Raw genomic sequence first — 25,092 nt, forward strand, 5'->3', positions numbered from 1 at the left:
GCGCGGCTGCCCACCGGCGGGCGCGCCGTCGCGTGCGCCACGACTACGGGCCTGACCGGCAGGCGCGCTGTAGCGACGATCGCCACCACCACGACGGTTGCGGTTGCCCTGCCCTTCGGAGGTCGACGCCACGGGCATCGCACTCGGCGCGACCCGCGGTGCCACGGTACCGACCAGCGCCGTCACCGGTGCGGCGTCCGCGGTCACCCGCTGCGAGGCGACATTGATGTTCGCCTTGCGCAGCAGTGCCGCGACATCGCGGCGCTGCTCGGGCAGCACGACGGTGACGACGTCACCGGAGCTGCCCGCGCGGGCGGTGCGCCCGGAGCGGTGCAGGTAAGCCTTGTGCTCGGCGGGCGGATCGACGTGCACGACCAGCTCGACATCGTCGACATGCACGCCGCGCGCCGCGATATCGGTCGCGACGAGTACGCGGGCCGAGCCGTTGGTGAAGGCGGCCAGGTTGCGGTCGCGGGCCACCTGCGAGAGGTTGCCGTGCAGGTCCGTCGCGGGAATCCCCACGGTGGTGAGCTGCTTGGCCAGCTTGCGGGCCTGGTGCTTGGTGCGCATGAACAGGATCCGGCGGCCGGAGCCCGCGGCCAGCGTCTCCACCAGGATCCGCTTGGCCTCGACGCCGCCGACCTCGAAGACGTGGTGGGTCATCGCGGGCACCGGCGAGTCCGCCGTGTCGACCGAGTGCGTGGCCGGGTTGCGCATGAACTGCTTGACCAGCTTGTTGACGCCGTTGTCCAGCGTCGCGGAGAACAGTAGCCGCTGGCCGCCGCTCGGGGTCGAGGCGAGGATGCGGGTCACCGCGGGCAGGAAGCCGAGGTCGGCCATGTGGTCGGCCTCGTCCAGCACGGTGATCTGCACGTCCTGCAGCGACACCAGACGCTGACGCATCAGGTCTTCGAGCCGGCCGGGGCAGGCGACGACGATGTCGACGCCGGTCGAGAAGGCCTTGGCCTGCCGGTGCTGGGAGACGCCACCCATGATGGTCGTCACCTTCAGTCCCGCGGCGGTGGCCATCGGCTCGAGCGCGGCGGCGATCTGGGTGGCCAGCTCACGGGTCGGGGCGAGGATCAGGCCGCGGGGACGGCGGCCCGGCTTGCGGTCGCCACCGGCGAGGCGGTCGACCATCGGGATGGAGAAGGCCAGCGTCTTGCCGCTACCCGTCTTGCCGCGGGCGAGCACGTCGCGACCGGCCAGGGTGTCGGGCAGGGTGGCCGCCTGAATCGGGAACGGAGCGGTGATACCGCTCGCCGTCAGGGCGCCGACCAGCTTCGCGCCGACGCCGAGAGCGGCGAAGGACGTGGTGGCGGCAGAGTTCGAAGAAGGATTCGTCATATGAGGTGGGTGTGCCTTCCAGGCATCGGGGTGTACCCCAGCGCTGCGCAGGACTATCGTCCGTGCGTTCGGTGTTATGACACCCAGCTGAGGCGCCGACGCGAAAGGTAAGACATCCACGACGGATCGAGAGGGAGCGTGAAGATCAACGCTTGCCTCGGGTAACTCTACCGCAACCTCGAGTATTCCTCGACGCCAGGTTGCCAGTGGGTTACGTCACTCGTCGCCCGGGCGAGGAATGACCGACGGCAGCCCGCCCATCGGTGACCCACCACCTCCGCGCCTCGAACGAAAACCGCCCCCTGCCAAAACAGGGGGCGGCCAACGTAGTTCGGTTACTCGCTCGCGAGCGCCCGCCTGCGCACCCGTCGCGCCGCGGCGACCATGTTGCGCAACGACGGCTCCAGCTGCCAGTAGTGCCTGGTCTTGAGCCCACCGTCCGGATTGGCCCATAGTCGTTCCGGCGTAATGGCTTCCGCCGCGGCGGTGAGCAACTTGTCCAGCTCGTCGATGTCCGGGATACGCGCCGAGCGGCTCTCGTACACACCGGGACCGACACCGTGGCTCAGCCCGTGGTCGGTGCCGCTGTCCGCCTTGAGCGCCTTGACCACCCAGTCGATCGAGCGGGTGGCCACGATCGCGGTGACGTCGCAGTCGAGTTCCTCGATCGCCTCGACCACCTCGGCGCGGCCGGAATAGCCGATGTGCGTGTGGATCTGGGTCTCCGGCTTCACCCCGGAGGTGGCCAGCCGGAACGCGCCGACCGCCCAGCGCAGGTACTCCGCCCGCCCCTCGGGCCGCAGCGGCAGCATCTCCCGCAGCGCGGGCTCGTCGACCTGGATGATCGCGATCCCCGCCCGCTCCAGGTCCACCACCTCGTCCCGGATGGCCAGGGCCACCTGGTCCGCGGTCTCGTGCAGCGGCAGGTCCTGCCGGACGAACGAGCGCGCGAGCATGGTGACCGGGCCGGTGACCATGCCCTTGACCGGCTTGTCGGTCAACGATTGGGCGTAGCTGATCCACTCCACCGACATCGGCGCGGGCCGCGACACATCGCCGTAGAGGATCGGCGGTCGCACGCAGCGCGATCCGTACACCTGGACCCAGCCGAAGTGGGTGGTCGCGAAGCCGTCGAGCAGCTCGGCGAAGTACTGGATCATGTCGTTGCGCTCGTGCTCGCCGTGCACCAGCACGTCGAGCCCGATGTCCTCCTGCAGCCGGATGGTCGCCTCGATCTCGGCTTCGATCCGCTTCTTGTAGTCGTCGAAGGACAGCCGGCCCTGGCCCAGTTCGTAGCGGGCCTGCCGAATCTTGTTGGTCTGCGGGAAGGAGCCGAGCGTGGTGGCAGGCACCGGCGGCAGGTTCAGCTTGGCCTGCTGGGCCTCCCGGCGCACCGCGTAGGGCTCGCGCGCCCGCATATCCGGCGTGACCGCGTAAACCCGTTGGCGCACCGCGTGTTTCTGCTTGAAGTGCACCTCGGTCGGCCGCTTGCGCCAGCTGTCCGACGGGCCGTCGGTGAGTGCCTTCGCGAGCGAAACCACCTCGCCCACCTTCTGTTTCGCGAAGGCGAGCCGGTCGGCGACATTACCGAGGATGTCGTACTCGATGAGCAGGTCGTAGGGCACGTGCAGCAGCGTGGTGCCGGTCGAGACGACCAGGTCCGGGCACACCTGCGCGAGCTGGTTGAGGTACTCGAGCGTGACGTAACGGTCGGCACGCCAGACGTTCTGACCGCTGATCACCCCGGCGTACAGACGCTTACGGCGAATGCCCGGGATCTCCGCGAGCTCCTCCGGCCGGATGCGGTAGCTGGCCAGGTCGAGCCCGATGGCCTCGACATTGCTGGCCGCCAGGATCCGCAGCGCCTCGCCGAAATCGCCGTACTGGCCGGTGACGAGCATGCGCGGCCGCAGCGGCGCCTTCGAAAGTCGTTGGTAGGCAGCCTCGAACGCGGCCAGCTCGGCGGGCGTGCGCTCGCTGGTGAAGGCGGGCTCGTCCAGCTGCACGCAGGTGGAGCCGCGCTTGGCCAGGATCTCGAAGAGCTCCTCGTATGCGGGCAGCAGCCGGTCGAGCAGCTTCAGCGTGTCGAACTCGTCCTCGCCGGGGACCTGCCCCGCCTTGGACAGCAGCAACAGCGACACCGGGCCGAGCACCACCGGTCGCAGCTCGATGCCCTGCGTCTTGGCCCGGTCGAATTCGTCGAGCAACGCCTCGGGATGCAGCGAGAATTCGGTGTCGGCATCCAACTCCGGCTGGCGGTAGTGGTAATTGGTGCCGAAGAATCGCACCAACTCCAGTGGTGGCAGATCCGGCCTGCCGCGCGCCATCAGGAAATAGAAGTCCAGCGGATCCATCTCGTCGCGGAACGGCTCGAACCGCTTGGGCACCGCGCCGAACATCAGCGCGTTGTCGAGCACGTGGTCGTAGAACGAGAAGGTATTGCCGGGGACCTGGGTCAACCCGGTGGCGGCGAGTTCGTTGAACTGCCGTTCCTGAATGTCACGGCCCACCGCGAGCAACTCTTCGCGAGGTATCGCACCGCGCCAATAGGCCTCGAGTGCCCGCTTGAGTTCTCGATGCGGCCCGATGCGCGGATAGCCGAGGATGCTCGACCCGTAGCCGTCGGTCACGTTCACCATGAGCGCGCTGCTCCCTTCGATGGCTGTGCGGCGCCCACTACGAAGACTGGACGCCGCACGCTATTGCGCCTGGGTTGAATCGAAACGAGCTCAGGCCCGGTTGTACTGGTAGAAACCGGCGCCGGTCTTCTTGCCGAGCAACCCAGCTTCGACCATACGCATGAGCAGCGGCGGAGCCGAGTACAGCGGCTCCTTGAATTCCTGGTACATCGAGTCGGCGATCGACTTGACCGTGTCCAGGCCGACCAGGTCGGTCAGCGCCAGCGGGCCCATCGGGTGCGCGCAGCCGAGCACCATCGCCTTGTCGACGTCGTCCTTGGTGGCGAAGCCGGACTCGACCATCCGGATGGCCGAGAGCAGGTACGGCACGAGCAGCGCGTTCACCACGAAGCCGGAGCGGTCGGCGGAGCGCACGACCTGCTTGTCCAGCACGTCGCCGGCGAACGCCTCGGCGCGCTTGGACACGGCCTCGCTGGTCTTCAGCGTGGTGACCAGCTCGACCAGCGGCAGCACCGGCACCGGGTTGAAGAAGTGCATGCCGACCACGCGCTCGGGCTGGGTGGTGGCGACGGCGATCTTCATGATCGGAATGGAGGAGGTGTTGGAGGCGAGCACCGCGGACGGGTCGGTGACGACCTTGTCCAGCTCGGCGAAGATGGCGGTCTTCACCTTCTCGTCCTCGAGCACCGCCTCGACCACCAGCTGGCGGTCGGCGAAGTCGTTGAGGTCGGAGGTGAACCGCAGTCGCCAGGCGGCCTGCTCGCGCTCCCGCTCGGTGATCTTGCCGCTGCTGACGCCGCGGTCGAGCGAACGGAGGATGCGGGCCCGACCCGCGGCGGCCAATTCCCTGGTCTGTTCGAAGACGAGCACGTCGACGTGCGCCCTGGCACACACCTCCGCGATTCCGGCACCCATTTGTCCGGCGCCGATGACACCGACGCGTTGAATCTTCTCGCTGCTCACGTCCCGCTCCTGCTGTTGGTCTGGCTAGTCGGTGGCTGGAAGGGGTGTGCTCTGGTGTGAGCGGCCCTTCGATGCTCCAAGGTATAGGGATGCCCTCCCCGCCGGGGCTGTTCGGCGGGGAGGGCGGTACACCCCTACAGGGGGTTATCGGTATTCACGTCGGGAACCTCATTCCCTGGGCGAATCACCAGTGGCTCAGTGGAACTGGCCCTCTTCGGTGGAGCCCTTCAGCGCCGCGGTGGACGTGTTCGGGTCGACCGTGGTGGCGATGGTGTCGAAGTAGCCGGCACCGACCTCACGCTGGTGCTTGATGGCGGTGAAGCCACGCTCGGTGGCGGCCTTGAACTCGCGCTCCTGCAGGTCGACGAAGGCGGTCATGCCCTCGCGGGCGTAGCCGTAGGCCAGGTCGAACATGCCGTAGTTGAGCGAGTGGAAGCCGGCCAGGGTGATGAACTGGAACTTGAAGCCCATCGCGCCGAGCTCACGCTGGAACTTCGCGATGGTCGCGTCGTCCAGGTGCGCCTTCCAGTTGAAGGAGGGCGAGCAGTTGTAGGCCAGCAGCTGGTCCGGGAACTCGCTGCGCACCGACTCGGCGAACTTGCGCGCGACCTCGAGGTCCGGCACGCCGGTCTCCATCCAGATGAGGTCGGCGTAGGGGGCGTAGGCCTTGGCCCGCGCGATGCAGGGCTCGATGCCGTTCTTCACACCGAAGAAGCCCTCGGCGGTGCGGGTGCCGTCCAGGAACTCCCGGTCGCGCTCGTCCACGTCGGAGGTGATCAGGGTGGCGGCCTCGGCGTCGGTGCGGGCGATGATCACCGACGGCACGTCGGCGACGTCGGCGGCCAGGCGCGCGGAGGTCAGGGTGCGGATGTGCTGCTGGGTAGGGATCAGCACCTTGCCACCGAGGTGGCCGCACTTCTTCTCCGAGGCCAGCTGGTCTTCCCAGTGCACACCGGCGGCACCGGCGGCGATCATGGCCTTCTGCAGCTCGTAGGCGTTCAGCGCGCCACCGAAGCCGGCCTCGGCGTCGGCGACGATCGGCGCCAGCCAGTTGCTGACCGAGGTGTCACCCTCGACCTTGGCGATCTCGTCGGCGCGCAGCAGCGCGTTGTTGATGCGGCGCACCACCGACGGCACCGAGTTCGCGGGGTACAGCGACTGGTCCGGGTAGGTATGGCCGGACAGGTTCGCATCACCGGCGACCTGCCAACCGGACAGGTAGATGGCCTTCAGGCCGGCGCGGACCTGCTGAACCGCCTGGTTACCGGTCAGGGCGCCCAGCGAGTTGATGTAGTCCTCGTTGTTCACGAGATCCCAGAGGATCTCCGAACCGCGGCGAGCGAGGGTGGCCTCTTCGACGACGGTGCCCTGGAGCTTCGACACCTGCTCGGCGGTGTAGTTACGGGTGACGCCCTTCCAGCGGGGGTTGGTGTCCCAGTCCTGCTGGATTTCCGCAGCGGTCTTCGGGGTGCCGGCGTTCGACATCTCTGACTCCACTTCCTCGTTTTAAGTCGATTGCCCCACGGCCGAGCGGTGAAACAGCTCGAACTGCTGGAGCGGCAATTTGCAGGCTTGCTAGGCCCATGGGGTGTACTTCCACACGATTGCACAATGCGAAATGGCCGTCTACCTGTTGCTAATGCGAATCTAAGCTAGGTTTCGATCCCGGTTTGCTAACTTTGCGAAATTAGCGGGCTAATTGCAAACGGCGAACCTACCGGCTGGTAGCCCTGACGTGCGGTTTTAGCGTAACGCTCGTACTGTTAGAGATCGGCGGGCCATCGGTCATCGACCGGGCGCGGCATTCCGGGTTGTGAGGACGTTCACAAGTCCGGGCGGGTGCCGCCCGTGTGGGCCACGCCACCCTCGCCTGGGCCGGGCGCGCGGCGTCGGGCAGACTGAGGCGAATCCGAACTTGGACATGCGTCCGGCGCCCCACGGGCGTCCGCGAACGGCAGCGCTGCCCGGCACCCGGCAGCGCTGCGCACCCGAACAGGAGTCCCTATGCGGAAAACGGTCCTCGCCGCCGCGGTCATCCTCGCCTGCACCGCAGGCCTGCTGAATCTGCCGGTCGCGACCGCCGCGCCCGTGGGCACGGTCGAGTCGGTCGCCCCGCTGACCCCAGCCGCGACCCTGCCGGGCTCGGTGAACTCGGCCCGCCTGCTGTACAGCTCGACCACCGCGAACAACGTGCCCGCCACGGCCAGCGCGGCCGTCTACTTCCCGCCGGGCGAGCCGCCGGCGGGCGGCTGGCCGGTGATCGCCTGGGCACACGGCACCGTCGGCCTCGGCGACAACTGCGCGTACAGCGTCGCGGGGCCCGGCGCGGTCGAACGCGACTGGGCCTATCTCGGCACCTGGCTACAGCAGGGCTACGCGATCGTCGCCGCCGATTACGCCGGGCTCGGCACCCCGGGTGAGCACCCGTATCTCAACGGGATCGTCGAGGCGCACAATGTCGTCGACGCGGTCCGGGCGGCCACCGCGCAGTATCCGTCGCTCGCCAAGAAGTGGGTGGTGGTCGGACAGTCCCAGGGTGGCGGTGCGGCCGTCTATACCGCGCGCTACGCAACTGAATTCGGTGGTCCAGAGCTCGACTACCGCGGTGCGGTCGGTACCGGCGTCCCCGCGTATATCGAGGACATCCTGACTCCGCTGGGCCCGGGCATGCCGCCGGTGAAGCTGAGCCCGCACTCCACGGGCTACACGCTGTACATCCTCAACGGGCTGCGCACCACCTACCCGGAGCTGAACATCGAGTCGTTCCTCACCGACGCGGGCCGGTCGTGGCTGGCCAAGGCGCGCGAGGACTGCCTGGTACCGCTCGGCGACGAACTCGCGGCCGCGGACGTGGTACTCGGAAACCTGTTCAGTAAGCCGCTCAACCAGATCCCCGACCTGCACGGGCTGCTCACCCGATATCTCGGGCTGCCCGAATCCGGCTACGACAAGCCGGTATTCCTGGGTCAGGGGCTGCGCGACACCGACGTCATCACGCCGGAGACGCTGCGGTTTGCCGCCGTGTTGCAGGCGAACGGGCAGCCGGTGCAGTTGCACACCTACCCGGAGGACCACAGTGGCGCGGTGAACGCGTCGCTGCGGGATTCGGTGCCGTTCGTGCGTGGCTTGTTCGGCTGATCCCCCATGGAACTGCGCGGCCGGTCCCCCGCCGGCCGCGCGGTTCGGCTAGCCGGACAGGCTGGTGAGGGTGCACATCATCACGGCGAGCGGGTGGATGACGCCCTCGCAATTCTTGGCAACCGACTCGACCGGGGTGTACTCGCCCAGCGGCAGCGGGGCCGCCGTGGCCGCTCCGCTGCCGATCAGGGTGGCGGCACCGACCAGGGCGGCGGCGACAATTCCACGTACTGCGAACATTCGAACTCCTCATGCATCAGCTAGCCACCGAACCCGTCGGCGAGCACAAGCATTGCACGACTCGAATTATGTTGCCGCATAACCCAGTCGGCGCACCGGTCGGCTGCCCGGCACCGGATGGAACCGTGGTGCAGGCGAACGGACAGCCGGTGCGGTTGTCCACCTGTCCTGCGGCCGCGCCGCCCGCTAGCCGGACAGGCTGCTGATCGTGCAGACCAGCAGGGCGAACGGGTGCGTGACGCCGCCGCAGGTGCCCTGGACGTTCTCGACCTGTACAGGCGCATGCGGCTCGAGCGGCAACGGCGCCGCAGCGGCCGCCCCGGCACCGATCAGGGTGGCAACACCGATGATGGCGGCGGCGGCGAATCCACGTACTGCGAACATTCGAACTCCTCGTGCATCGGGTACGGCCGAACCTTAATCGGCGAGACCCTCGCTACGCATGACCCGAATTATGTTGCCTCGTACGACGCGGTGCGGAACTCAGCCGGCCCGTGCCGGATGGACCCGGCGCCAATGCTCGGCGATATCGATGCGACGGGTGATCCACACCTTGTCGTGCGACTGCACATGGTCCAGGAAGCGTTCCAGCGCGGCGGTCCTGGCCGGGCGGCCGACGATGCGGCAGTGCAGGCCGATCGACAGCATCTTCGGACTGCCCTGCGCGCCTTCGCGATACAGCACGTCGAAGGCGTCGCGCAGGTGCGCGAAGAACTGCTCGCCGGTGGGAAAGCCCGCGGCCGAGGCGAACCGCATGTCGTTGGTGTCCAGCGTGTACGGCACCACCAGGTGGTCTCGGCCGTGCACGGCGACCCAGTAGGGCAGGTCGTCGGCGTAGGAGTCCGCGTCGTAGACGAAGCCGCCGTGCTCGACCACCAGCTCCCGGGTGTTCGGGGAGTCGCGTCCGGTGTACCAGCCCAGTGGCGCGGCGCCGGTGAGTTCGGTGAGGATGCGCACCGCCTCGGCCATGTCCGCGCGCTCGGTGTCACGGTCGGTCAGCTGGTAGGACTTCCAGCGCAGGCCGTGACAGGCGATCTCGTGGCCGAGTTCGCGAAAAGCGGCCACCGCCTCCGGGTTTCGCCGCAGCGCGTGCGCGACGGCGAAGATGGTCAGCGGCAGGCCGCGGCGCTCGAAAACGCGCAGCACGCGCCACAGCCCGGCACGGGAGCCGTACTCGTAGAGCGACTCCATGCTCATGTGCCGGTTCGGAAAAGCCTGCGCCGGAGTCATTTCCGAGAGAAACGTCTCCGAGTGCTCGTCGCCGTCGAGCACATTGAGCTCGCCGCCCTCCTCGTAGTTCAACACGAATTGGACGGCGATCCGCGCATCGTCGGGCCACCGCGGATCGGGCGGCGTCGGGCCGTAACCGATGAAGTCGCGGCTCGGCGCGACCGGCTCGCTCATCCGCCGAGCTCGCCGAACAGCCGCAGCCGGGCGAGACCGCCGTCGGGGTATATGTCCAACCGCACCTCCTCCACCGACGCCGCCATCGGCGCGATGGCGAACTGGTGCCTGGTGTCGGGCAAAAGGTCGGTGCGCGGCAGCAATTCGAGCTCGGTGCCATCGTTGGTGCGCCCGGTCAGGCGGGCCGCGCCGGGGCTGTTGCCGAGGAAGTACGAGGTGTCGATCTCGGCGAGCCGGATCAGGCCGGGCCCGGCGAGCCGGATTCGCACCCAGTCGTTGCCGTCGTCGCGGCGGCGGGCGGTCTCCCAGCCGTCGCCCATCCGCCGGGCCAGCCCGGGATACAGCAGCTGATTCGGCGAACTGTAGAAGCGGTTGGAGCAATCGAGCACCAGCGCACCGTTTTCCAGCGCCGCCAGGTCGAGCGGGCCGAGGCCGAGCAGCCGGGGGTCGGGACTGCCCTCGCCGTGCACCCGCAGCCGCGCCACCCCGCCATCGGGGTGCATGGTGAGTTTGACGTGGGTCCAGCGCCGCTCGCTCGCGACGGCGAACGGATTGCGGCTGTCCCCGGCGACCGGCGCGTGGTCGATCAGTGTTTCCCAATCATCGCGGGCGGCAATGCTTTCCGCGGACGGATAGTCGGCGACCTCCAGCGCGGCCACCGAGACCGCGGGCGGATAGTTGCCCTTGAACCAGGCGGTGTCGACCACGACGCCGCGGATCACGCCGGGCACGCCGAGCCGCACGATGGCGCAATCGTCGCCGGGCCGGCCACGGTGCCTGCGGGTTTCCCAGCCGTCGTAGACCTGGCCCTTGTGCCCGAAGGTCGCGGGCTGGTACTCGGCCGGACCCGGGTTGATCAAATTCTCCTTCTCCGCGAAGAATTCGTCGTTCGCCCAGATCACCGCGCCGCCGAGCGGGCGAACGGCCAGGTCGGGCAGCAGGGCGAAGTCCGCGGCGGGCGCAGCGCTGCCCGCGGGATGGGCGCGCACGTGCGGCGCGGATTTCCCGCCGCCGGTGACGATTTCGGCGGTCATGACCGTACCTCCTGCGGAATCGGCGCTCGCGTGACCAGGGCACGCAACACCGCCGGTGACAATTCGGGCGCTCGGGCGGCGAGGTCTTCGGCGGTCCGGGCGCCGCATTCCACGCCGCGTAAGACGGTGGCCGCCAACGCTTCCGCGGTGGCCGGTTCATCCATGACCCCGCCCGAGCGGCGGTCCAGGTAGGCCTGCAAGCGCGGCACGGCCACGTCGATCGCCTGCCGGAAGAAGTCGTAGGTCGCCAGCCAGCGGGTGACCAGGTGGCCGGGGTGCATGTCCCAGCCCTGGTAGTAGCCGCGGCGCAGCGACCGGCCGACCAAGCGGTGGTGATTGCGCAGCGCCGCTTCCGGTTCGGTGTCCGGCACGATCTGGGTGGAGCCGTCGCACACCCACACGCCGGTCTGCGCGGCCGCCACCTGCATGACCGACTTCGCGTAGTCCGCGGCGGGATGGTCGAGCGCCTGGTCCGGCGCGGCGACACCACAGGCGGCGGTGTAGTCGTAGGTGCCGAAATGCAATGCGCTGCAACGGCCCTCGGCCAAGCCGATCATGCGGGCGATCGGCGCGGTGCCGTCGGCGGCGATGATCGCCTGCGGACTCTCGATCTGCAGCTCGAAGCGCAGCGTGCCCGCGGGCAGCCGGTAGCCGGTCTCCAGTCCTGCACACAGCGCGACCAGCGCCGGAACCTGCTCGGCTGCCCGGATTTTGGGGACGGTGAAGACGAAACCCGCAGGCACGTCGACCATGGCCGCCAGCACCAACTCCAGGGTGCGCACGGTGCGATTGCGCTCGCCGACGGACAGACCCTTCGTCCGTATTCCGTAGCTCTGCGGACGGTACGGCGTGTACGCCCAGGTGGCGAGCACCGCACCCGCGGCACTGGCCGCCTCGTCCTCCTCCGCGTCGGTGCGGAAGCCGTAGCCGTCCTCGAAGTCGATGCGCAGATCCTGAATCGGATCCTGCGCCAGCCGCTTGCGCACGTCGGGCAGCGAGCCCGTCGAATCCAGCTCGGCCAGCAGGTCGTGGTGGCGATCCAGCAGCTCGACGGCCGCCGCGCCCCAGGTGCTCGGGGTGTCCTCCATGATCCGGTCGGCGGGAACATAGGCAGTGTGGATCGGCTGCGCCTGCCCATCCGTCCCCGGATAGCGCGTGCGCAACTCCGTGTCGACGGTATCGAGCATCGCATCGATCCTGGCCCGGACATTCTCCGGCAACCGTGTCACCTCAAGTCTCCTTCCTGCATGGCGCGCCAGATCCGATCAGCCGTCATCGGCAACCGATCAGGCCGCACCCCGACAGCATCGCGTATCGCGTTCGCCAGCGCCGGGGCGACCGGGTTGTACGGGGACTCACTCATCGACTTGGCGCCCAGCGGGCCGAACGCATCGGCGGTGTCGGCGAAGTACACCTCGGTGCGCGGCACGTCGGCGAACTGCGGAATGTGATAGTGCCGCAGTGAGTGCGTGGTGACCACGCCGCGCTCGCTGCGCATGTCCTCGTACAGCGCCGTGCCGATGGCCTGGGCGACGCCGCCCTCCACCTGCCCGCGGCACTGCACCGGGTTGAGCACGGTCCCGGCGTCGGCGGCCTGGATCGACTGGAGGATGCGCACCGCGCCGGTGGCCGGATGCACGGCCACCCGGAAGGCGTGCACATTGAAGCTCACCGAGCGCGGGGTGCCCGCGTGCTCACCGTGCGCGGTCAGCTCGCCGTCGGCCAGCAACTCGGTGACGCCGAAAACCTGGTCACCGCACCGGACTCCGCCGGCGACCAGCACGCCGTCGCGCTCCGGCAGCCCGGCCAGCTTCGCCGCTCGGGCCAGCAGCAACCTGCGCAATTCGAGCGCCGCCGCGTAGCTTGCCTTGCCCGCCACCACGATTCCGGTGGAGCCGAACGCGCCGGTGTCGTGCCCGATCAGATCGGTGTCGGATTGCCGGACCACGATGCGCGCCGCGTCGGTCTCCAGCGCCGTTGCCGCGAGCTGCGTGTGCACGGTGGTGGTGCCGTTGCCGAACTCCGCGGTGCCGACCCGGAGTTCGTACCGGCCGTCGGCCAGCAGGGTAATCGTCGCGTCCGCCGAATGCCCGCGCGGCGGGATGGTCGCGATCATCGCCACCGCCATGCCGGTGCCGGTCCGCCATTGCGGGCCGGGCGCCGCTGTTCCGTTGCCCCGCACCAGTGCTCGCTCCGCCAGGTCGAGGCACTGGTCCAGGCCGTAACTGCCGAAGCTCAGGTCGCTGTCGTCCACCTCGGCGCCGACGAACTCGTCACCGGGCACCACCACATTGCGCCGCCGGAACTCGAACGGATCGATGCCGAGTTCGCGCGCCAGTTCGTCCAGCGCGGACTCGATCCCGAAGATCACCTGTCCGAGTCCGTAGCCGCGGAAGGCGCCGGAGGGAATGTTGTTGGTGTACACCGCCTGTGCGTCCACCCGCTTGTTGGCGCAGCGGTACACCTCGATCGACTCGCCGACACCGTGGAACATCACCCCGGCGCTGTGGTTGCCGTACGCGCCCGCGTCGGCGAGCACGTCGACCGCCAGTGCGGTCAGCACACCGTCGGCGTCGGCGCCGGCGGTCACCTCGACCCGCATGGGATGACGGCAAGTCGCCGAGGTGAATTCGTCGGCCCTGGTGAATTCGTACTGCACGGGCCGCCCGGTCCGCAGGACCGCGAGGGCGATCAGGTCCTCGGCCAGCATCTCCTGCTTGGCGCCGAACCCACCGCCGACCCTGGTGGCGAACACCCGCACCTGATCGCGCCGCAGCCCGAACACCTGACACAGCTCGTTGCGCACCAGGAACGGCACCTGGGTGCTGCACCGGATGACCAGCCTGCCATCGGCGTCCAACCAGCCGATCCCGCCGTGGGTTTCCAGGTGCACGTGTTGTCCGCGCGGCGAATGCCATACGCCGCGCACCACTTTCGCCGCGGCCTCGAGCCCGGCCGACACCGCGCCGACCGCACCGTGGATCTCGGCGATCAGATTGCGCGCCGGATCTGCGATCCGCGCCGAATCCGGTTTCTCCGCATGAAGTTTCGGTGCTTCCGGCGCCAATGCCTCGACCGGATCGAACACCGCGGGCAGCACCTCGTACTCGACCTGCAAGGCCCGGCAACCGGCGCGGGCGGCCGCCGAACTCTCCGCGACCACCGCCGCGACCCGTTGCCCGACGAAGCGCATCGTCCGATCGAGCACATAGGTGTCGTCGGGGTCGTCGGCCCGCAGTTCGTGCCGGGCAGTGGAAAACGCCACGTCCGGCGCGTCCGCGTAGGTCAACACGGCGTGCACGCCCGGCACGGTCTCGGCCGCTGCCGTGTCGATGGACACGATGCGGGCATGTGCGTGGGGACTGGGCAGGACCGCGATGTGCAGTGGTGCGGTGGGTGGCGAGACCTCGGGTGCGTCAGGAGAATTCGCGTCCTCGGTGCCCTCGCTCGCCGCCGATGGCAGGGTGCCGGGATCGATGTCGAAGGTGAAAGACTCTGCGCCACGCACGATCCGCGCCCCGGCGGGAGCGCCGACTCCACTACCGGCGCGCCCGGCGACCGAGTGCTCGTGTCCCGCGCATACTCCGGCACCATCCGCTTGCGCCGCGTCGGCGGGCGCTCGGCCGGCCAGTGCCTCGGCGATCGACCGATAACCCGTGCACCGGCACAGGTTTCCCTTCATCAGCTCGGCCACTTCGGCGTCGGCTGGGCCATCCTCGGTACCGCAGCCGAGACCGGCCGCCGTGACCACCATTCCCGCAGTACAGAACCCGCATTGGAAGGCGGCGTTCTCGACGAAGCGGCGCTGCACGGGATGCGGGTCGGTGGTGGTGCCGAGCCCGGCGGCCGTGGTGACCGCACGACCGGCGACGCGGTGGGCCGGAATCAGGCAGGAGTGCACGGTCGCTCCGTCGAGCTGTACTGAGCAGGCACCGCAATCGCCCGTGTCACAACCCTTTTTCACGGATGAAGTGCCGTGCTCGCGCAGCAGGGTGCGCAGGCATTGCCCCGGGCGTGGTTCGGCCTCGACGGGCCTGCCGTCGACTTCGAATCTCATGGCCGCCCCCCATCTCGTAACTCCCCGGCGACCTCGCGAGCAAGTACGCCGGTGACATGGCGACGCCAGTCGGGCGCGCCGTGCGGGTCGTCGAACCACAGCGACGGAACTATCCCGGCGACCATGGCATCGATCTCGGCCTCGCTTGGCGGCTCAGCGAAATCCAGCACGACGGGCCGACCGGTGGCGGCGGTGATGGTGACGACACATCGACCACCGGCCGCACGGCGCCCCATCACCACGGACCCGGACCGGCCGAGCGGCGCGAGCGCCACCTTCCGAAAACTGGTGTGCGCCAGCAGGCTCGCCGTCGGCACGGTGATCGAACGCAACACCTCGCCGGGCCGCAGCACATTCTCCTCCGGACCGAGTATGAACTCCCGCAACGGGATCCGTCGGTCCACGCCGTCCCGACCCCACACCAGCGCAACACCGTCCAGTGCGGTCAACGCCGCGAGCACACCACCGGCGGGCAACGACAGACACACGTTGCCACCTACCGTGGCAGTGCGCCAGATCTTGTGTGACGCGAGCAAGGCCCGGCAACCCTGCGCGAACAGCCTTGTCCCCGGCCACTCTTCGCGCAGCACCGGCGCACCGAGCTCCCGACCGGGCACCGCACCGGCGAACTCGGACAGCGTGCAGGTCGCCGCGATCTCCAGCCCGTCCGGCACGACGGTGTACGCGGGCCAGTCGAGCGCGGTGATGTCGATCAGCCGGTCCAGCTGGTTGTGCGGCTCGGAGAACAAGTAGGTCCCGCCGGCGAGCACCGCGCACGAACCACCGACGGCGCCGAGGTCGGCGCGCTCCCGCGCCACCGACACCTCCCGGATCGTGTCCAGGTCCACGTCTCACCTCACTCCATTGCCGCTACGGCCACAGTAGGAGCGGGGAGTTGCCGCAATGTTGCACAACTCCCGCCCCAGATTGCGCGGCCGTTACCTGACCGCCCACTCCGCTTCCCGGGATCGCCCGCACACCCCCGCGGCACTCGACGTCCGGTCCGTCCGCCCCGAGACATTCAGAGGCGACTCCGTTCCAGTATCCCGCACCTGCCCTGAACTGGCCCAATGCCTATTCGATACCTGCCGGTCTATTTATGACGGCCACCCGCACCGCCCGCGAGAATCGCGCGACCGCACCACCCTCCTGCGACACGCCGCGCCCCCGGTCCACGGCGCGCTGTCGACACGCGCGATCGAACACGTTCCACACTCGACAACCGGGCAGCCGCCGGATTAATCTCCATCGCGGCCCGCTCTGTGTGACATTTCCCACGCATCGTCGGGTCGTCCCTTACTGATGTGTGCCACCGGCGGCCCCCGCTGTCGGCAGCCATGTCCCGACGCGGAAGGGCCACCGATCAACGCCAACCAGCGGGCGGCGACCGCCGACCCCGAGTTGCCAGCGCCCCGCTCCCCGGACGCACCGTCCTCCTGGATGATGACGGCGGACGACTTCCCCTTGACCGAGCGCGACCTCCATGTCCTGTGTCGCACGTTTCGGGACTACACCGAGCTCGACCACTGGCTACCGGGCGGCGAACAGTACCGCCGCCGGGCATACCAGTGCTTCGACCTGGCCACGGCCCGGTTGGCCGAGGACGGACCCGGCGCTCTCACCGCGATCGACCAGCCGCCGCCGTACGTGCAGTCCAAGCAGGTCAACCCGGTGGCAGGCGATATCGAGCGCACCTTCAAGCTGATCCCGCCCGAGCACCCGGCGACCGAGCCGACCAGGCAGATCGCCACCGCCGTCGCCCGATTGCTCGCCGCCAACGGCGTGCTGTCCGTGCAGACCACGCCGCACTGCCTCGTCGACGCCCACTACATGCGCCTGCTCGCGCCCGGCCATCCCGCGCCCGAGGGCAAGCACCGCGACGGCCTCATCGCGGGCTCCGCGCACCTGATCCAGCGGACCAATGTCACCGGCGGCGTCTCCGCCCTCTACGATCGCTACGACCCGGACCGGGAGCTGTGCGGCTTCGTCCTGGAAAACCCGCTCGACTCCTACGTCTTCGACGACGAACGGGTACTGCACTACACGACGACAATCACGGTGACCGATCCCGACGCGGGCGCCGGGTTACGCGATGTCCTGCTGATCGGATTCAGAAAGCGTGAATAGTTCGACAACGACCTTCGTCGACCAGCTGCCCCGGCTGCTGCCCGACGACGAGCTCGTGCAGCTGGCTGCCGGGCTCACCGCGGTCCCCTCCTTCACCGGACAGGAGACGCCGCTGGCGTTCCATGTCCGGAATACCCTCGCCCGCAACGACATCCACGCCTACCACCAAGAGGTGCAGCCCGGCCGCCTACAGACGATCGCACGGCTCGGCCCGGAGCACGGCACCCCCGCGCTGCTGCTCAACGGCCACCTCGACATGGACCCGCTCGGCCGCGACCAGCCGGGCAAGCCGTTCACCGCCCGGCGCGAGGGCGACCGGCTCTACGGTGCGGGCCTGCACAACATGAAGAGCGGTCTCGCGGCGATCCTCGGTGCGGCGATAGCGGTGCGCCGCAGCGGAATGGCACTGCGGCGTCCCCTGCTGCTCGAGTTCGTCGTCGGCGAGCTGCAAGGCGGGGTCGGCACCAGGCACGCCCTGCGCAGCGGGCTCACCGCCGACGCCGCCGTGGTCCCCGAGCCGTACTCGGTGCGCCGGGTGATCACCCGCACCGCCGGGGTGCACAAGTTCGCCATCGTGGTGCGCGGTACCACCGCGCACACCAGCAGGCACCACGAAGGCGTGGACGCGGTCGCGGTGTTGCGCCGGGTGCTCGACCTGCTCGACACCGCGGACCTCGGCCTGCGCAACAGCGAATTCCCGCCGCTGCCAAGGCTTCAGGTGGCCAGCCTGATCGCGGGCCGCGGCGAGGGACACGATCTGTCCGGGGTGAGTTACTGCTCGGACAAGGCCACCGCCCTAGTCGATCTGCGCTATCCGCCGCCGCACGAGCCGCACAACGTCAGCAAGGCCATCGACGTGGTGCTCGACCAGGTGCGCGATGCCTTCCCCGAGGCCCAGATCGTCGTGGAGCACCCGGTCGATCCGCAGTACCGGGTCGGCGGCACCGATATGCCGCCGATGGACATGCCCGCCGACTGCGCGGTGGTGCGCGACATCGCCGAACTGCTGCCGAGGGTCTCCGATTTTCAGGTCGAGGAGACCGGATTGGCGCTGCCCTACTCCTACTGCGGCAACGACACCACCCACCTGAGCCGGGCGGGCATCGAATGCTGCCTGTTCGGGCCGCGCGGCGCCACACCCGACACCGAACACCACGTGCTGATCAGCGAAATGCGGGCCTGCGCGGACACTCTCGCGCTCTTGGCCGAGCGACGCTGCGGATAACCGCACTCACCTGCCTCGGGTGCGCAGCTCCGTGCGCATCTGCGCCGCGAGCTGCACCCCGATGCCGTCGTACAGCCCGACCGCCTGGGCGAGCAGCGCTTCGGCCTCGCCCCGGGCGCCGGTCGCCGACGCGACCCCTGCCAGGCTGCGCAACGCGTCGGCGCGACCCAACGGGTCGCAGATCCGGTACGCGACACCCAACGATTCGGTGTAATACCTTCGGGCGGAATCGAATCGGCCGAAGTGCCGCTCGATGTGCCCGAGCCCGCGCAACGCGTCGACCTGCCCGAGCGGATCATTGATCTCGACGGCGATCTCGTAGGCCCCCTGGAACATGTCGCGGGCTTGGGCGGGCGATCCCGACTTACGCGCGAGATTGCCGAGCCCCCACAGGGTCCAGCCCTCGCCGTAGCGGTCATGGATGCGGCGGGCGATCTCCAGCGCGTCGTCGAAATAGCGCCGCGCGGTCTCGTGGTCACCGACCAGCCGTTCGATGTGGCCGAGCCCGCGCAGCGCATCGCCCTCCAGCTTCTGATGATTCAGGCTTCTGGCGATGTCCAGCGCCTCGGCGTAGCGACGCTCCGCGCCCTCGGCATCCCCGAGGCGCCGGATCACCTCCGCGAACCCCCACTGCGCGGTGGCGATGCGCACCGGATCGTCGATGGCCTCCGCGATGGCCAGCGCCTGCGCCGAGCAGTTCCAGGCGGCGCGGTACTCCGACGAGGCCCGCTCGACGTGGGCGAGCCCGTCCAGGGCGTCGCATTCGGTGGGCCGATCGTCGATATCGCGGGCGATGGCGAGCGCCTCGCTGAAATAGCGCCGAGCCGCCTTGTGGTCGCCGGTGACCCGCGCCGTCTGCCCGAGCTCACACAGCACGGCCGCGTGACACTGCCGATCGGTCAGGTCCATGGCGATCTCGCAGGCCAGCCGGAACCCGGCGCACGCCTGCTGGTGCTGCCCGATCAGCCGATCGATGCGGCCCTTGCCCACCAGCGCCCAGGCTTGCGCGCGCCGATCGGCGATCTCGACGGCGATATCCAAGGCCCGTGCGTACAGGCGCAATGCCAGCGACCAGTGACCGGTGCCGGACAGGTGCGAGGCCAGTCGAGTGGCCAATTCCGCTGCCGCCGAGGAGGGTTCGGCGCCGCGCAGGCAGCTGACCAGCATCTCGCGTTCTCTGGTGAGCCAGGCCCTGGCCCGCGCCGTATCGGCGGACGGGTTCGAAAGATGTTCGCTGCCGGACGGATCGAAGAGCTGATGCGTACTGGCCCGGCGTGCCACCGCGAGGCCGGCCCCGACCAGGCGGTCGACCACCTTCGCGTACTCCACCGGCGCGTCCTCGCGTTCGGCGTGCAGGCGCGCGCACAAGCGGGTCAGGTCGTGCATCCGGTAGCGCGGGCCGCCGGGACCGCCCGGCGACGGATCCAGGAAGCCTGCCTCGAAAATCTTGCGCACCAACGTCTTTCCGTCGCGCAGCGGCACCGCGGCCATGGTGGCCATCGCCTCGGCGGTGATCTCCGGCCCGGGGAACCAGCCGAGCAGGCGGACGGCGCGTTGCAGCCCGGCATCGCCCAGCCGCTGATACGACAGCTCGAAGGCGGCGCGCAGCGATTCGTCCTCGGCCGTGAACCGATCCAGCAGATGTTCGGTCGCCGAACCATTCGTGCGATCCGCGGGGGCGCGCTTGATCCGCTCGGTCAGCTGCGCGATATCGGCCGCGCTGTCGGCCAGCATGGCCTCGCCGTGGTGCGCGATCTGGCCGCCGATCAACCGGATGGCCAGGGGCAGCCGACCCGCGGTCTGCAGGATCTGGTGCACCGCGCCCCGATCGTAGCCCGATCGCAGATTGCCCAGCTTGACCAGCAACTCCTCCGCCTCGGCCCACTCCATCACGTCCAGCCGCAGCGGTGCCGCCTCGGCCAGCCCGGTGAGCTTGCTCCGGCTGGTGATCAGCACGAAACAGCCCGGCGCCTGCGGCAGTAGCTGTTTCACCTGGGCGCTGTCGAGCGCGTTGTCGAGCACGATCAGCATCCGCCGCTGCCGGGTCGCGCCGCGCCAGCGGTGGGCCCGCCCGGCCAGATCCGCGTCGATGGTCTCGCGCGGCACCCCGATCTGCAGCAACAGTTGCTCGAGCACGTCGACCGGCTCGCGCGGCTCCCGGCCGAGGGTGTAGCCGTGCAGGTCGACCCAGATGGTGCCGTCCGGATAGTGCTTACCGAAGACCGCGACCGCGTACCTGGCCAGCGCCGTCTTGCCGATGCCGGTGAGCCCGACGATGACGTGCACGGCGACCGTCCCGCTGCGCAGGTGCGCGGCAACCCGTTCGCGCAGTTGCGTTTTCGGACCTTCCCTACCGGTGAAGTGCGGCACCTCCGCGGGCAGGTCGCGACCCGCGCGCACCGGCTGGCGGCCGACGGATCGCCTGGCCACCACCTCGTGATACTCCAGCCGCTCGGCGTGCGGCATGAAGGACAGATCGGCGAGATCGATCAGCTGGTCCCAGGTCGTACCGTAAATGGTGGCAAGGTTCTTCAGCACGCGAATGGTGGGCCGCGCCCCGCTGGGCCGATGGTCCTCATCCTCGGGGTCGGTGCCGTCCCTGGCGAAGGGCCATGCCTCGTACTCGGAGATCCGGCTGGCCTTCATCGCCGCCCGCGCGCTGTCGGTCAGCTCGTTGTACCGCTCGGCGACCGCGGCCTGGGTCAATCCGTTGGCGTAGCGCCAGGCCGCGCGTGGCCGGTACCCGCGCTGGCGCAGTTCTCCCGCCAGCGGTTCGAGCAGCTGCAGCTCGGTCAAACCCAAGTCGGCCAGTCGATCACGCAGGCGCCGCCGTTGCTCGGCGGTGAGGGTGCCGCCGGGACGCCAGCGGTCGGTCCGGCCGGATCGCGCCATCCCGCCACCCTCCCGCGCGCGATGCCTCCGGCACGGGCGCGGCCTGCGCGGGAGAATCGAGACGCTGATTGTGATTAATTCCTTGGTATCAGTAGCGTTTTCCCAGGTCAAGTAAATGCGTCAACCCGATAAAACGCCGCACCCGCTGGGATCGCCCCGCACCCGCCCGAACTGCCATCCTGGAAGGTGTCACCGGGACAACGTGACAACGCGGGGCGGATGAAAAGAGGTCGCACGATGGCGATTACGGCGACAGGCTGGCTGATCACCAGTGACGTGGTGCACGAGGCCGCGTTCCGGATAGATATTCCCGAACAGGACCGGGGCAAGTGGGTGCTGTCCTACCTGCCGACCAACCGGCGGCTCAGCAGAAATCAGGCGATGGCGGGCATGGTGCTCGCCGAGATGATCGTGCTCGAGCAGCCGCACCCAGCCGGCCTCGATCACGAGGTCGCGCAGCTGCACGCGACGGAGCTCGACTGCACGCTGCACGACGTCATGAGCCTGCTGGCGTTGCGGGCGCCTGCCGGATCGACCGAACCGGAGCCGCCGGTCGACCCGACCGATGATCGGCTCAGATCCGCTGCCGCACTGGCCCATGGGCTGTCGTCTTGGGCAGCCTGAGCCCGATCAGAGTCGCCGCGTGCGCCTTTCACCGGTAGCCGGGTAAACCTGGACCGAGCTACCGCGCCTTGGCGACCAATGCCGCTTGTGCCATGGACACCTGCGCTCCGACGACGTCCTCATCGACGGTGCGCAGCAGACCATCGCGAACCACCTCGCGGCCGTTGACGATCAGCGCTGCGAGGGGTGGCGCCGAGCCGAGCACCAGCGCGGTCACCGGATCGTCGATGCCCGCGTGCGCCGGGGTGTCCAGGCGCCACAGCGCCAGGTCGGCGAGCTTGCCCGGTTCGATCGAGCCGATCTCGGCGTCGCGGCCGAGCACGCGCGCGCCGCCGATCGTGGCCAGCGCCAACGACGTTCGTACCGTCATCGCGCGCGGGCCGCCGGTGTTGCGGGCGAAGAACAGGGCATTGCGCGGCTCCTCGATCATCGAGCTCGACTCGTTGCTCGCCGCGCCGTCCACGCCGAGCCCCACCGGGACGCCCGCACGCACCAGATCGGCGGTGCGCGCGATACCCGCGCCGATGCGCGCGTTCGAGGTGGGGCAATGCGCCACTCCGGTACCGGTTTTCGCCATGGTCTCGATCGCGGCGTCGTCCAGGTGGATGGCGTGGGCCCACCAGACATCGGCACCGACCCAGCCGAGTTTCTCCATGTACTGCGCGGGCGTGCAGCCGAATGTTGCCGCGCAATAGTCCTGTTCGTCGATCGTCTCGGCGACGTGGGTGTGCAGCCGCACCCCCGCCTCGCGGGCCAGCGCGGCCGATTCCCGTAGCAGCTCCGGCGTCACCGAGAAGGGCGAGCACGGGGCGAGCGCGATGCGCAGCATCGAGTCGAACGACGGATCATGGTGGCGGGCAATGGCCGCCGCGCTGTCGGCCAGGATGTCGTCCAACGACTGCACCACGTGATCGGGCGGCAGGCCACCCGCGCTCGCACCGAGATCCATCGAGCCTCGGCACGGATGGAAACGCAAACCCACCTCGGCGGCCGCGGCGATCTCGGCGCCGAGCAGGTCGCCGCCTTCGCGCGGGAACACGTAGTGATGGTCGGTCGTGGTGGTGCAGCCGGTGCGGGCCAGCGCGGCGAGCCCACCGGTCGCCGCGATCCGCACCGCTTCCTCGTCGATGCCCGCCCAGATCGGGTAGAGCGTAGTGAGCCACTCGAACAGCGTGTTGTCCGCGGCCAGGCCCCTGGTGATCCACTGATAGAGGTGGTGATGAGTGTTCACCAGGCCGGGGGTCAGCAGGCAGCCGCGGCCGTCGATGCGCCGCACCTGGCCGTCGAGCACCGGTGCCGCGCCCGCGCCGACGGACTCGATCCTGTTGCCGCGCAGCACGACATAGCCGTCGCGGTACTCGGTGCCGTGCGCGTCAACAGTCGCGACGGCACCGCCCTCGACGACCGTCACGGCAGCCATGCGGGTCCCGCCTCGGGTGCGTCGGCGCGCTGCACGGTCGCGTGGATCAGGCCGTACGGGCGGTCGGCGGCGTAGTACACCTCGCCGTTGTTCTCGATACCGAAGCGGTCCAGGTCATAGTCGAAGTGGTGCTTGTTCGGCGCGGCCAGCCGGATCTCGGCGAGCACGGGGTAGGCCGTCAGCGCAGCCTTACCCATCTCGAACAGCGTCTGCTGCAACGCCTTCGAATGGTGCGTCGCGAATGTCTCGACCAGCCGCGCCCGGACCCCGGCGTACACCTCGTCCCAGGCGATATCGGTGGTGCCCGCGAAGCGCCATTGCACCGCCAGCGAGGTGGCCAGCATTCGGTCGTGCGTCGGGGCGAGCACGGTGAATTCGTCGCTCAGGAAGTCGGCGAACTCCGAACCGGTCGACTTCAGGATGGTCAGGTCCTTCATCCCGCCGATCACCCAGACCTGCCGCTCGGCGCCGGTACCCGCCACCGTGACCGCGGCGGTGCGCACCTCGGAGCCCTGCCTGACCCAGGTGTGCTCGTGTTCGCGCCCGTCGACCGACACCCGCTGCCAGGCATACTCGTCGACCTCGACGCGCGCGCTGGTCACCGGCTCGACATCGTCGACGAAGTGGCCGGCCAAGGCGAGCGCGTAGTCCTCGATCGCCTGTAGCCCTGGCTGTTTCGCGTAGGCGTAGGCGGTCTGCTTCTGGGTGTCGGTGGGTAGCACCTTGCGCTGATCACCCGCGACGTAGGCGTCGGCGAAGTCCCCGCGCAGCACGGTGGACACGTTCACGTCGCGGATCTCGTGGCGCGCGGTCTGCCGCCAGATCCGGACGATCCGGTTCTCGGCCTTGCCGTATCGGTGGTCGGTCAGCTCGATCGGCCCGGTCAACTCCATGCTCGGTCAGCTCCCTCGATAGGTGGAAAAGGCGAACGGCGACAGCAACAGCGGGACGTGATAGTGCCGCTCCTCGGTGACGGCGAACGTCACCGCCACTTCGGGGTAGAAGGTGTCGACGTGTTGTCCGGCGAAGTAGGCGCCGGTGTCGAACACCAGCCGATAGGTGCCCGGCGCGAGGGCCTCGGCCAGCGCGCCGATCCGGCCGTCCGTGTCGGTCGTTCCCGAATTCAGCTGGTCCGCACCGCGATACAGCGTTACGGCGACGTGCTCGGCGGGCGCGCCGCGTACCGCGTCGAGCACGTGGGTGCTCAGCGTGCTCATCGGGTCGCCGCCAGCAGTGCGCGCAGTCGGATTCGATTGATCTTCGCCAGTTCCGTTCGCATGACCCGCCTTTCGGTCTCGGCATCGTTGCCCAGTCGGTCTTCGAGGATCGCGAGCAGCTCGCTGCCCGATCTACCGCTCGCGCACACCAGATAGAGGTGGCCGAACCGCGCCTCATAGGCCCGGTTTCCGGCCGCGAGCGCCGACCGTACCGCGTCCGCCGCAGTGGCCACCCCGGCTTGCTCGCGCGCCGAGGCCGCGGTATCCGGTCGCTCGCCGATCCTGGGGTGCCCGGCGAGCGCCCGATCAATCTCGGACTCGGGCAGCTCCGCGAGCACCGCATCGGCGGTGTCGAGCAAGGTGTCGACGCTCGGATACGGTCGCGCTGCGACGAGCGCGCGGGCCCACTCGGGCGACGAGCAACACGTGAGCAATGCCTCGGTCGCCGCGTGCGCAGGCAACGCGTGGAACCCGGCGAGACCCGCCCCGTCGTCTGTCATCGGACCAGCATCGAATACGACCCGCCCGGCCGCCACCCGAAAGAGATAGATCACCCCCGGCGTGTCGCCGCAAAGAAAATGGCCGGGCAGGGCCGCGAGCAGCACTCTTCCGGCACGCGCGGCAGGCGGTTCCGGACTACCGTCGTACCCATGGCTGTACCCGATCGCCCGGCCACCCCGCCGAACTGTGCGGGCATCCTGCTCGCCGCGGGCGCCGGAACGCGCTACGGCCGGCCGAAAGCGCTGGCCGAGGGTGGCGCCTGGC

Annotated in this window: 20 protein-coding genes; 4 read left to right on the forward strand and 16 right to left on the reverse strand. The window is 69.2% G+C overall.

The window, feature by feature from the left end; translation table 11 throughout:
- From NN4_RS40160 to aceA, 4 genes are all read right to left on the reverse strand, one after another.
- The coding region (locus tag NN4_RS40160) for a DEAD/DEAH box helicase (RefSeq protein ID WP_147142453.1) at positions 1 to 1,347 on the reverse strand (1,347 nt) is incomplete at its 3' end.
- Between the two features lie 335 nt (positions 1,348 to 1,682).
- A complete protein-coding gene (metE, locus tag NN4_RS40165) occupies positions 1,683 to 3,986 on the reverse strand; it encodes a 5-methyltetrahydropteroyltriglutamate--homocysteine S-methyltransferase (RefSeq protein ID WP_186818861.1) in 2,304 nt (767 codons plus the stop codon).
- 90 nt (positions 3,987 to 4,076) lie between these two features.
- Positions 4,077 to 4,949, reverse strand: a complete 873-nt coding sequence (locus NN4_RS40170) for a 3-hydroxybutyryl-CoA dehydrogenase (protein ID WP_107659627.1) — start codon at positions 4,947 to 4,949, stop codon at positions 4,077 to 4,079.
- A 195-nt stretch (positions 4,950 to 5,144) separates the two neighbouring features.
- Positions 5,145 to 6,434: an isocitrate lyase gene (aceA, locus tag NN4_RS40175; RefSeq protein WP_107659628.1), complete on the reverse strand. Its 1,290-nt coding sequence runs from the start codon at positions 6,432 to 6,434 to the stop codon at positions 5,145 to 5,147.
- Between the two features lie 519 nt (positions 6,435 to 6,953).
- On the opposite strand from aceA, the gene NN4_RS40180 reads away from it, so the two are divergent.
- The gene (locus NN4_RS40180) at positions 6,954 to 8,087 is read left to right on the forward strand and encodes an alpha/beta hydrolase family protein (RefSeq protein ID WP_147142456.1); all 1,134 of its coding nucleotides are present in this window, start codon (positions 6,954 to 6,956) and stop codon (positions 8,085 to 8,087) included.
- 48 nt (positions 8,088 to 8,135) lie between these two features.
- Here NN4_RS40180 and NN4_RS40185 read toward each other — a convergent pair whose 3' ends face one another.
- The 7 genes from NN4_RS40185 to NN4_RS40215 all read right to left on the reverse strand — a co-directional run bounded on the left by NN4_RS40185 (position 8,136) and on the right by NN4_RS40215 (position 15,670).
- Positions 8,136 to 8,327: a hypothetical protein gene (locus tag NN4_RS40185; protein ID WP_147142459.1), complete on the reverse strand. Its 192-nt coding sequence runs from the start codon at positions 8,325 to 8,327 to the stop codon at positions 8,136 to 8,138.
- A 186-nt stretch (positions 8,328 to 8,513) separates the two neighbouring features.
- Positions 8,514 to 8,711, reverse strand: coding sequence for a hypothetical protein (locus NN4_RS40190; protein WP_147142462.1), 198 nt, complete (start codon positions 8,709 to 8,711; stop codon positions 8,514 to 8,516).
- Between the two features lie 99 nt (positions 8,712 to 8,810).
- On the reverse strand, positions 8,811 to 9,731 hold the full coding sequence (gene puuE, locus NN4_RS40195) for an allantoinase PuuE (protein WP_147142465.1): 921 nt from the start codon (positions 9,729 to 9,731) through the stop codon (positions 8,811 to 8,813).
- A complete protein-coding gene (gene alc / locus NN4_RS40200) occupies positions 9,728 to 10,765 on the reverse strand; it encodes an allantoicase (RefSeq protein WP_246181345.1) in 1,038 nt (345 codons plus the stop codon). The genes puuE and alc overlap by 4 nt, the downstream gene beginning before the upstream one ends.
- Positions 10,762 to 11,952, reverse strand: coding sequence for a DUF6986 family protein (locus tag NN4_RS40205; RefSeq protein ID WP_147142504.1), 1,191 nt, complete (start codon positions 11,950 to 11,952; stop codon positions 10,762 to 10,764). Before NN4_RS40205 ends, alc begins: the two co-directional genes overlap by 4 nt.
- A 38-nt stretch (positions 11,953 to 11,990) precedes the next feature.
- A complete protein-coding gene (locus NN4_RS40210) occupies positions 11,991 to 14,822 on the reverse strand; it encodes a molybdopterin-dependent oxidoreductase (protein WP_147142468.1) in 2,832 nt (943 codons plus the stop codon).
- The gene (locus NN4_RS40215; RefSeq protein ID WP_147142471.1) at positions 14,819 to 15,670 is read right to left on the reverse strand and encodes an FAD binding domain-containing protein; all 852 of its coding nucleotides are present in this window, start codon (positions 15,668 to 15,670) and stop codon (positions 14,819 to 14,821) included. Before NN4_RS40215 ends, NN4_RS40210 begins: the two co-directional genes overlap by 4 nt.
- 592 nt (positions 15,671 to 16,262) lie before the next feature.
- Here NN4_RS40215 and NN4_RS40220 point away from each other — a divergent pair.
- Both NN4_RS40220 and NN4_RS40225 read left to right on the forward strand, forming a co-directional pair.
- A complete protein-coding gene (locus NN4_RS40220; protein WP_186818862.1) occupies positions 16,263 to 16,949 on the forward strand; it encodes a 2OG-Fe dioxygenase family protein in 687 nt (228 codons plus the stop codon).
- On the forward strand, positions 16,942 to 18,174 hold the full coding sequence (locus NN4_RS40225) for a M20 family metallopeptidase (protein ID WP_147142478.1): 1,233 nt from the start codon (positions 16,942 to 16,944) through the stop codon (positions 18,172 to 18,174). The genes NN4_RS40220 and NN4_RS40225 overlap by 8 nt, the downstream gene beginning before the upstream one ends.
- 6 nt (positions 18,175 to 18,180) lie before the next feature.
- On the opposite strand, the gene NN4_RS40230 is transcribed toward NN4_RS40225, so the two are convergent.
- Positions 18,181 to 21,066, reverse strand: a complete 2,886-nt coding sequence (locus NN4_RS40230) for a tetratricopeptide repeat protein (protein WP_147142480.1) — start codon at positions 21,064 to 21,066, stop codon at positions 18,181 to 18,183.
- 237 nt (positions 21,067 to 21,303) lie between these two features.
- Between NN4_RS40230 and NN4_RS40235 the strand changes: the two genes are divergently transcribed.
- Complete coding sequence (locus tag NN4_RS40235; RefSeq protein ID WP_147142482.1) at positions 21,304 to 21,690, forward strand: hypothetical protein; 387 nt, start codon at positions 21,304 to 21,306, stop codon at positions 21,688 to 21,690.
- Between the two features lie 58 nt (positions 21,691 to 21,748).
- Here NN4_RS40235 and NN4_RS40240 read toward each other — a convergent pair whose 3' ends face one another.
- Genes NN4_RS40240 through uraD form a run of 4 tightly spaced genes read right to left on the reverse strand, consistent with a single transcriptional unit; the run spans position 21,749 to position 24,827 of the window.
- Positions 21,749 to 23,110 carry an 8-oxoguanine deaminase gene (locus NN4_RS40240; protein ID WP_147142485.1) on the reverse strand — a complete coding sequence of 454 codons (1,362 nt, stop codon included), beginning with the start codon at positions 23,108 to 23,110 and terminating at the stop codon, positions 21,749 to 21,751.
- Complete coding sequence (gene pucL, locus NN4_RS40245) at positions 23,098 to 24,003, reverse strand: factor-independent urate hydroxylase (protein ID WP_147142488.1); 906 nt, start codon at positions 24,001 to 24,003, stop codon at positions 23,098 to 23,100. Before pucL ends, NN4_RS40240 begins: the two co-directional genes overlap by 13 nt.
- A gap of 6 nt (positions 24,004 to 24,009) precedes the next feature.
- A complete protein-coding gene (gene uraH / locus NN4_RS40250) occupies positions 24,010 to 24,327 on the reverse strand; it encodes a hydroxyisourate hydrolase (protein ID WP_147142492.1) in 318 nt (105 codons plus the stop codon).
- Positions 24,324 to 24,827, reverse strand: coding sequence for a 2-oxo-4-hydroxy-4-carboxy-5-ureidoimidazoline decarboxylase (uraD, locus tag NN4_RS40255; RefSeq protein WP_147142495.1), 504 nt, complete (start codon positions 24,825 to 24,827; stop codon positions 24,324 to 24,326). The genes uraH and uraD overlap by 4 nt, the downstream gene beginning before the upstream one ends.
- Positions 24,828 to 25,092 lie beyond the last annotated feature (265 nt).

Origin of the sequence: Nocardia ninae NBRC 108245 (assembly GCF_007990755.1) — a bacterium.
GTDB lineage: Bacteria > Actinomycetota > Actinomycetes > Mycobacteriales > Mycobacteriaceae > Nocardia > Nocardia ninae.

What these genes read in the sequence shown, in the direction of transcription:
- alc (WP_246181345.1), bottom strand. Translation starts at nt 10,765, where the DNA reads ATGACCGCCGAAATCGTCACCGGCGGCGGGAAATCCGCGCCGCACGTG.
- NN4_RS40185 (WP_147142459.1), bottom strand. Translation starts at nt 8,327, where the DNA reads ATGTTCGCAGTACGTGGAATTGTCGCCGCCGCCCTGGTCGGTGCCGCC.
- NN4_RS40190 (WP_147142462.1), bottom strand. Translation starts at nt 8,711, where the DNA reads ATGTTCGCAGTACGTGGATTCGCCGCCGCCGCCATCATCGGTGTTGCC.
- NN4_RS40210 (WP_147142468.1), bottom strand. Translation starts at nt 14,822, where the DNA reads ATGAGATTCGAAGTCGACGGCAGGCCCGTCGAGGCCGAACCACGCCCG.
- NN4_RS40180 (WP_147142456.1), top strand. Translation starts at nt 6,954, where the DNA reads ATGCGGAAAACGGTCCTCGCCGCCGCGGTCATCCTCGCCTGCACCGCA.
- puuE (WP_147142465.1), bottom strand. Translation starts at nt 9,731, where the DNA reads ATGAGCGAGCCGGTCGCGCCGAGCCGCGACTTCATCGGTTACGGCCCG.
- pucL (WP_147142488.1), bottom strand. Translation starts at nt 24,003, where the DNA reads ATGGAGTTGACCGGGCCGATCGAGCTGACCGACCACCGATACGGCAAG.
- NN4_RS40230 (WP_147142480.1), bottom strand. Translation starts at nt 21,066, where the DNA reads ATGGCGCGATCCGGCCGGACCGACCGCTGGCGTCCCGGCGGCACCCTC.
- NN4_RS40220 (WP_186818862.1), top strand. Translation starts at nt 16,263, where the DNA reads ATGATGACGGCGGACGACTTCCCCTTGACCGAGCGCGACCTCCATGTC.
- metE (WP_186818861.1), bottom strand. Translation starts at nt 3,986, where the DNA reads ATGGTGAACGTGACCGACGGCTACGGGTCGAGCATCCTCGGCTATCCG.
- NN4_RS40240 (WP_147142485.1), bottom strand. Translation starts at nt 23,110, where the DNA reads ATGGCTGCCGTGACGGTCGTCGAGGGCGGTGCCGTCGCGACTGTTGAC.
- aceA (WP_107659628.1), bottom strand. Translation starts at nt 6,434, where the DNA reads ATGTCGAACGCCGGCACCCCGAAGACCGCTGCGGAAATCCAGCAGGAC.
- uraD (WP_147142495.1), bottom strand. Translation starts at nt 24,827, where the DNA reads ATGACAGACGACGGGGCGGGTCTCGCCGGGTTCCACGCGTTGCCTGCG.
- NN4_RS40205 (WP_147142504.1), bottom strand. Translation starts at nt 11,952, where the DNA reads ATGCTCGATACCGTCGACACGGAGTTGCGCACGCGCTATCCGGGGACG.
- uraH (WP_147142492.1), bottom strand. Translation starts at nt 24,327, where the DNA reads ATGAGCACGCTGAGCACCCACGTGCTCGACGCGGTACGCGGCGCGCCC.
- NN4_RS40235 (WP_147142482.1), top strand. Translation starts at nt 21,304, where the DNA reads ATGGCGATTACGGCGACAGGCTGGCTGATCACCAGTGACGTGGTGCAC.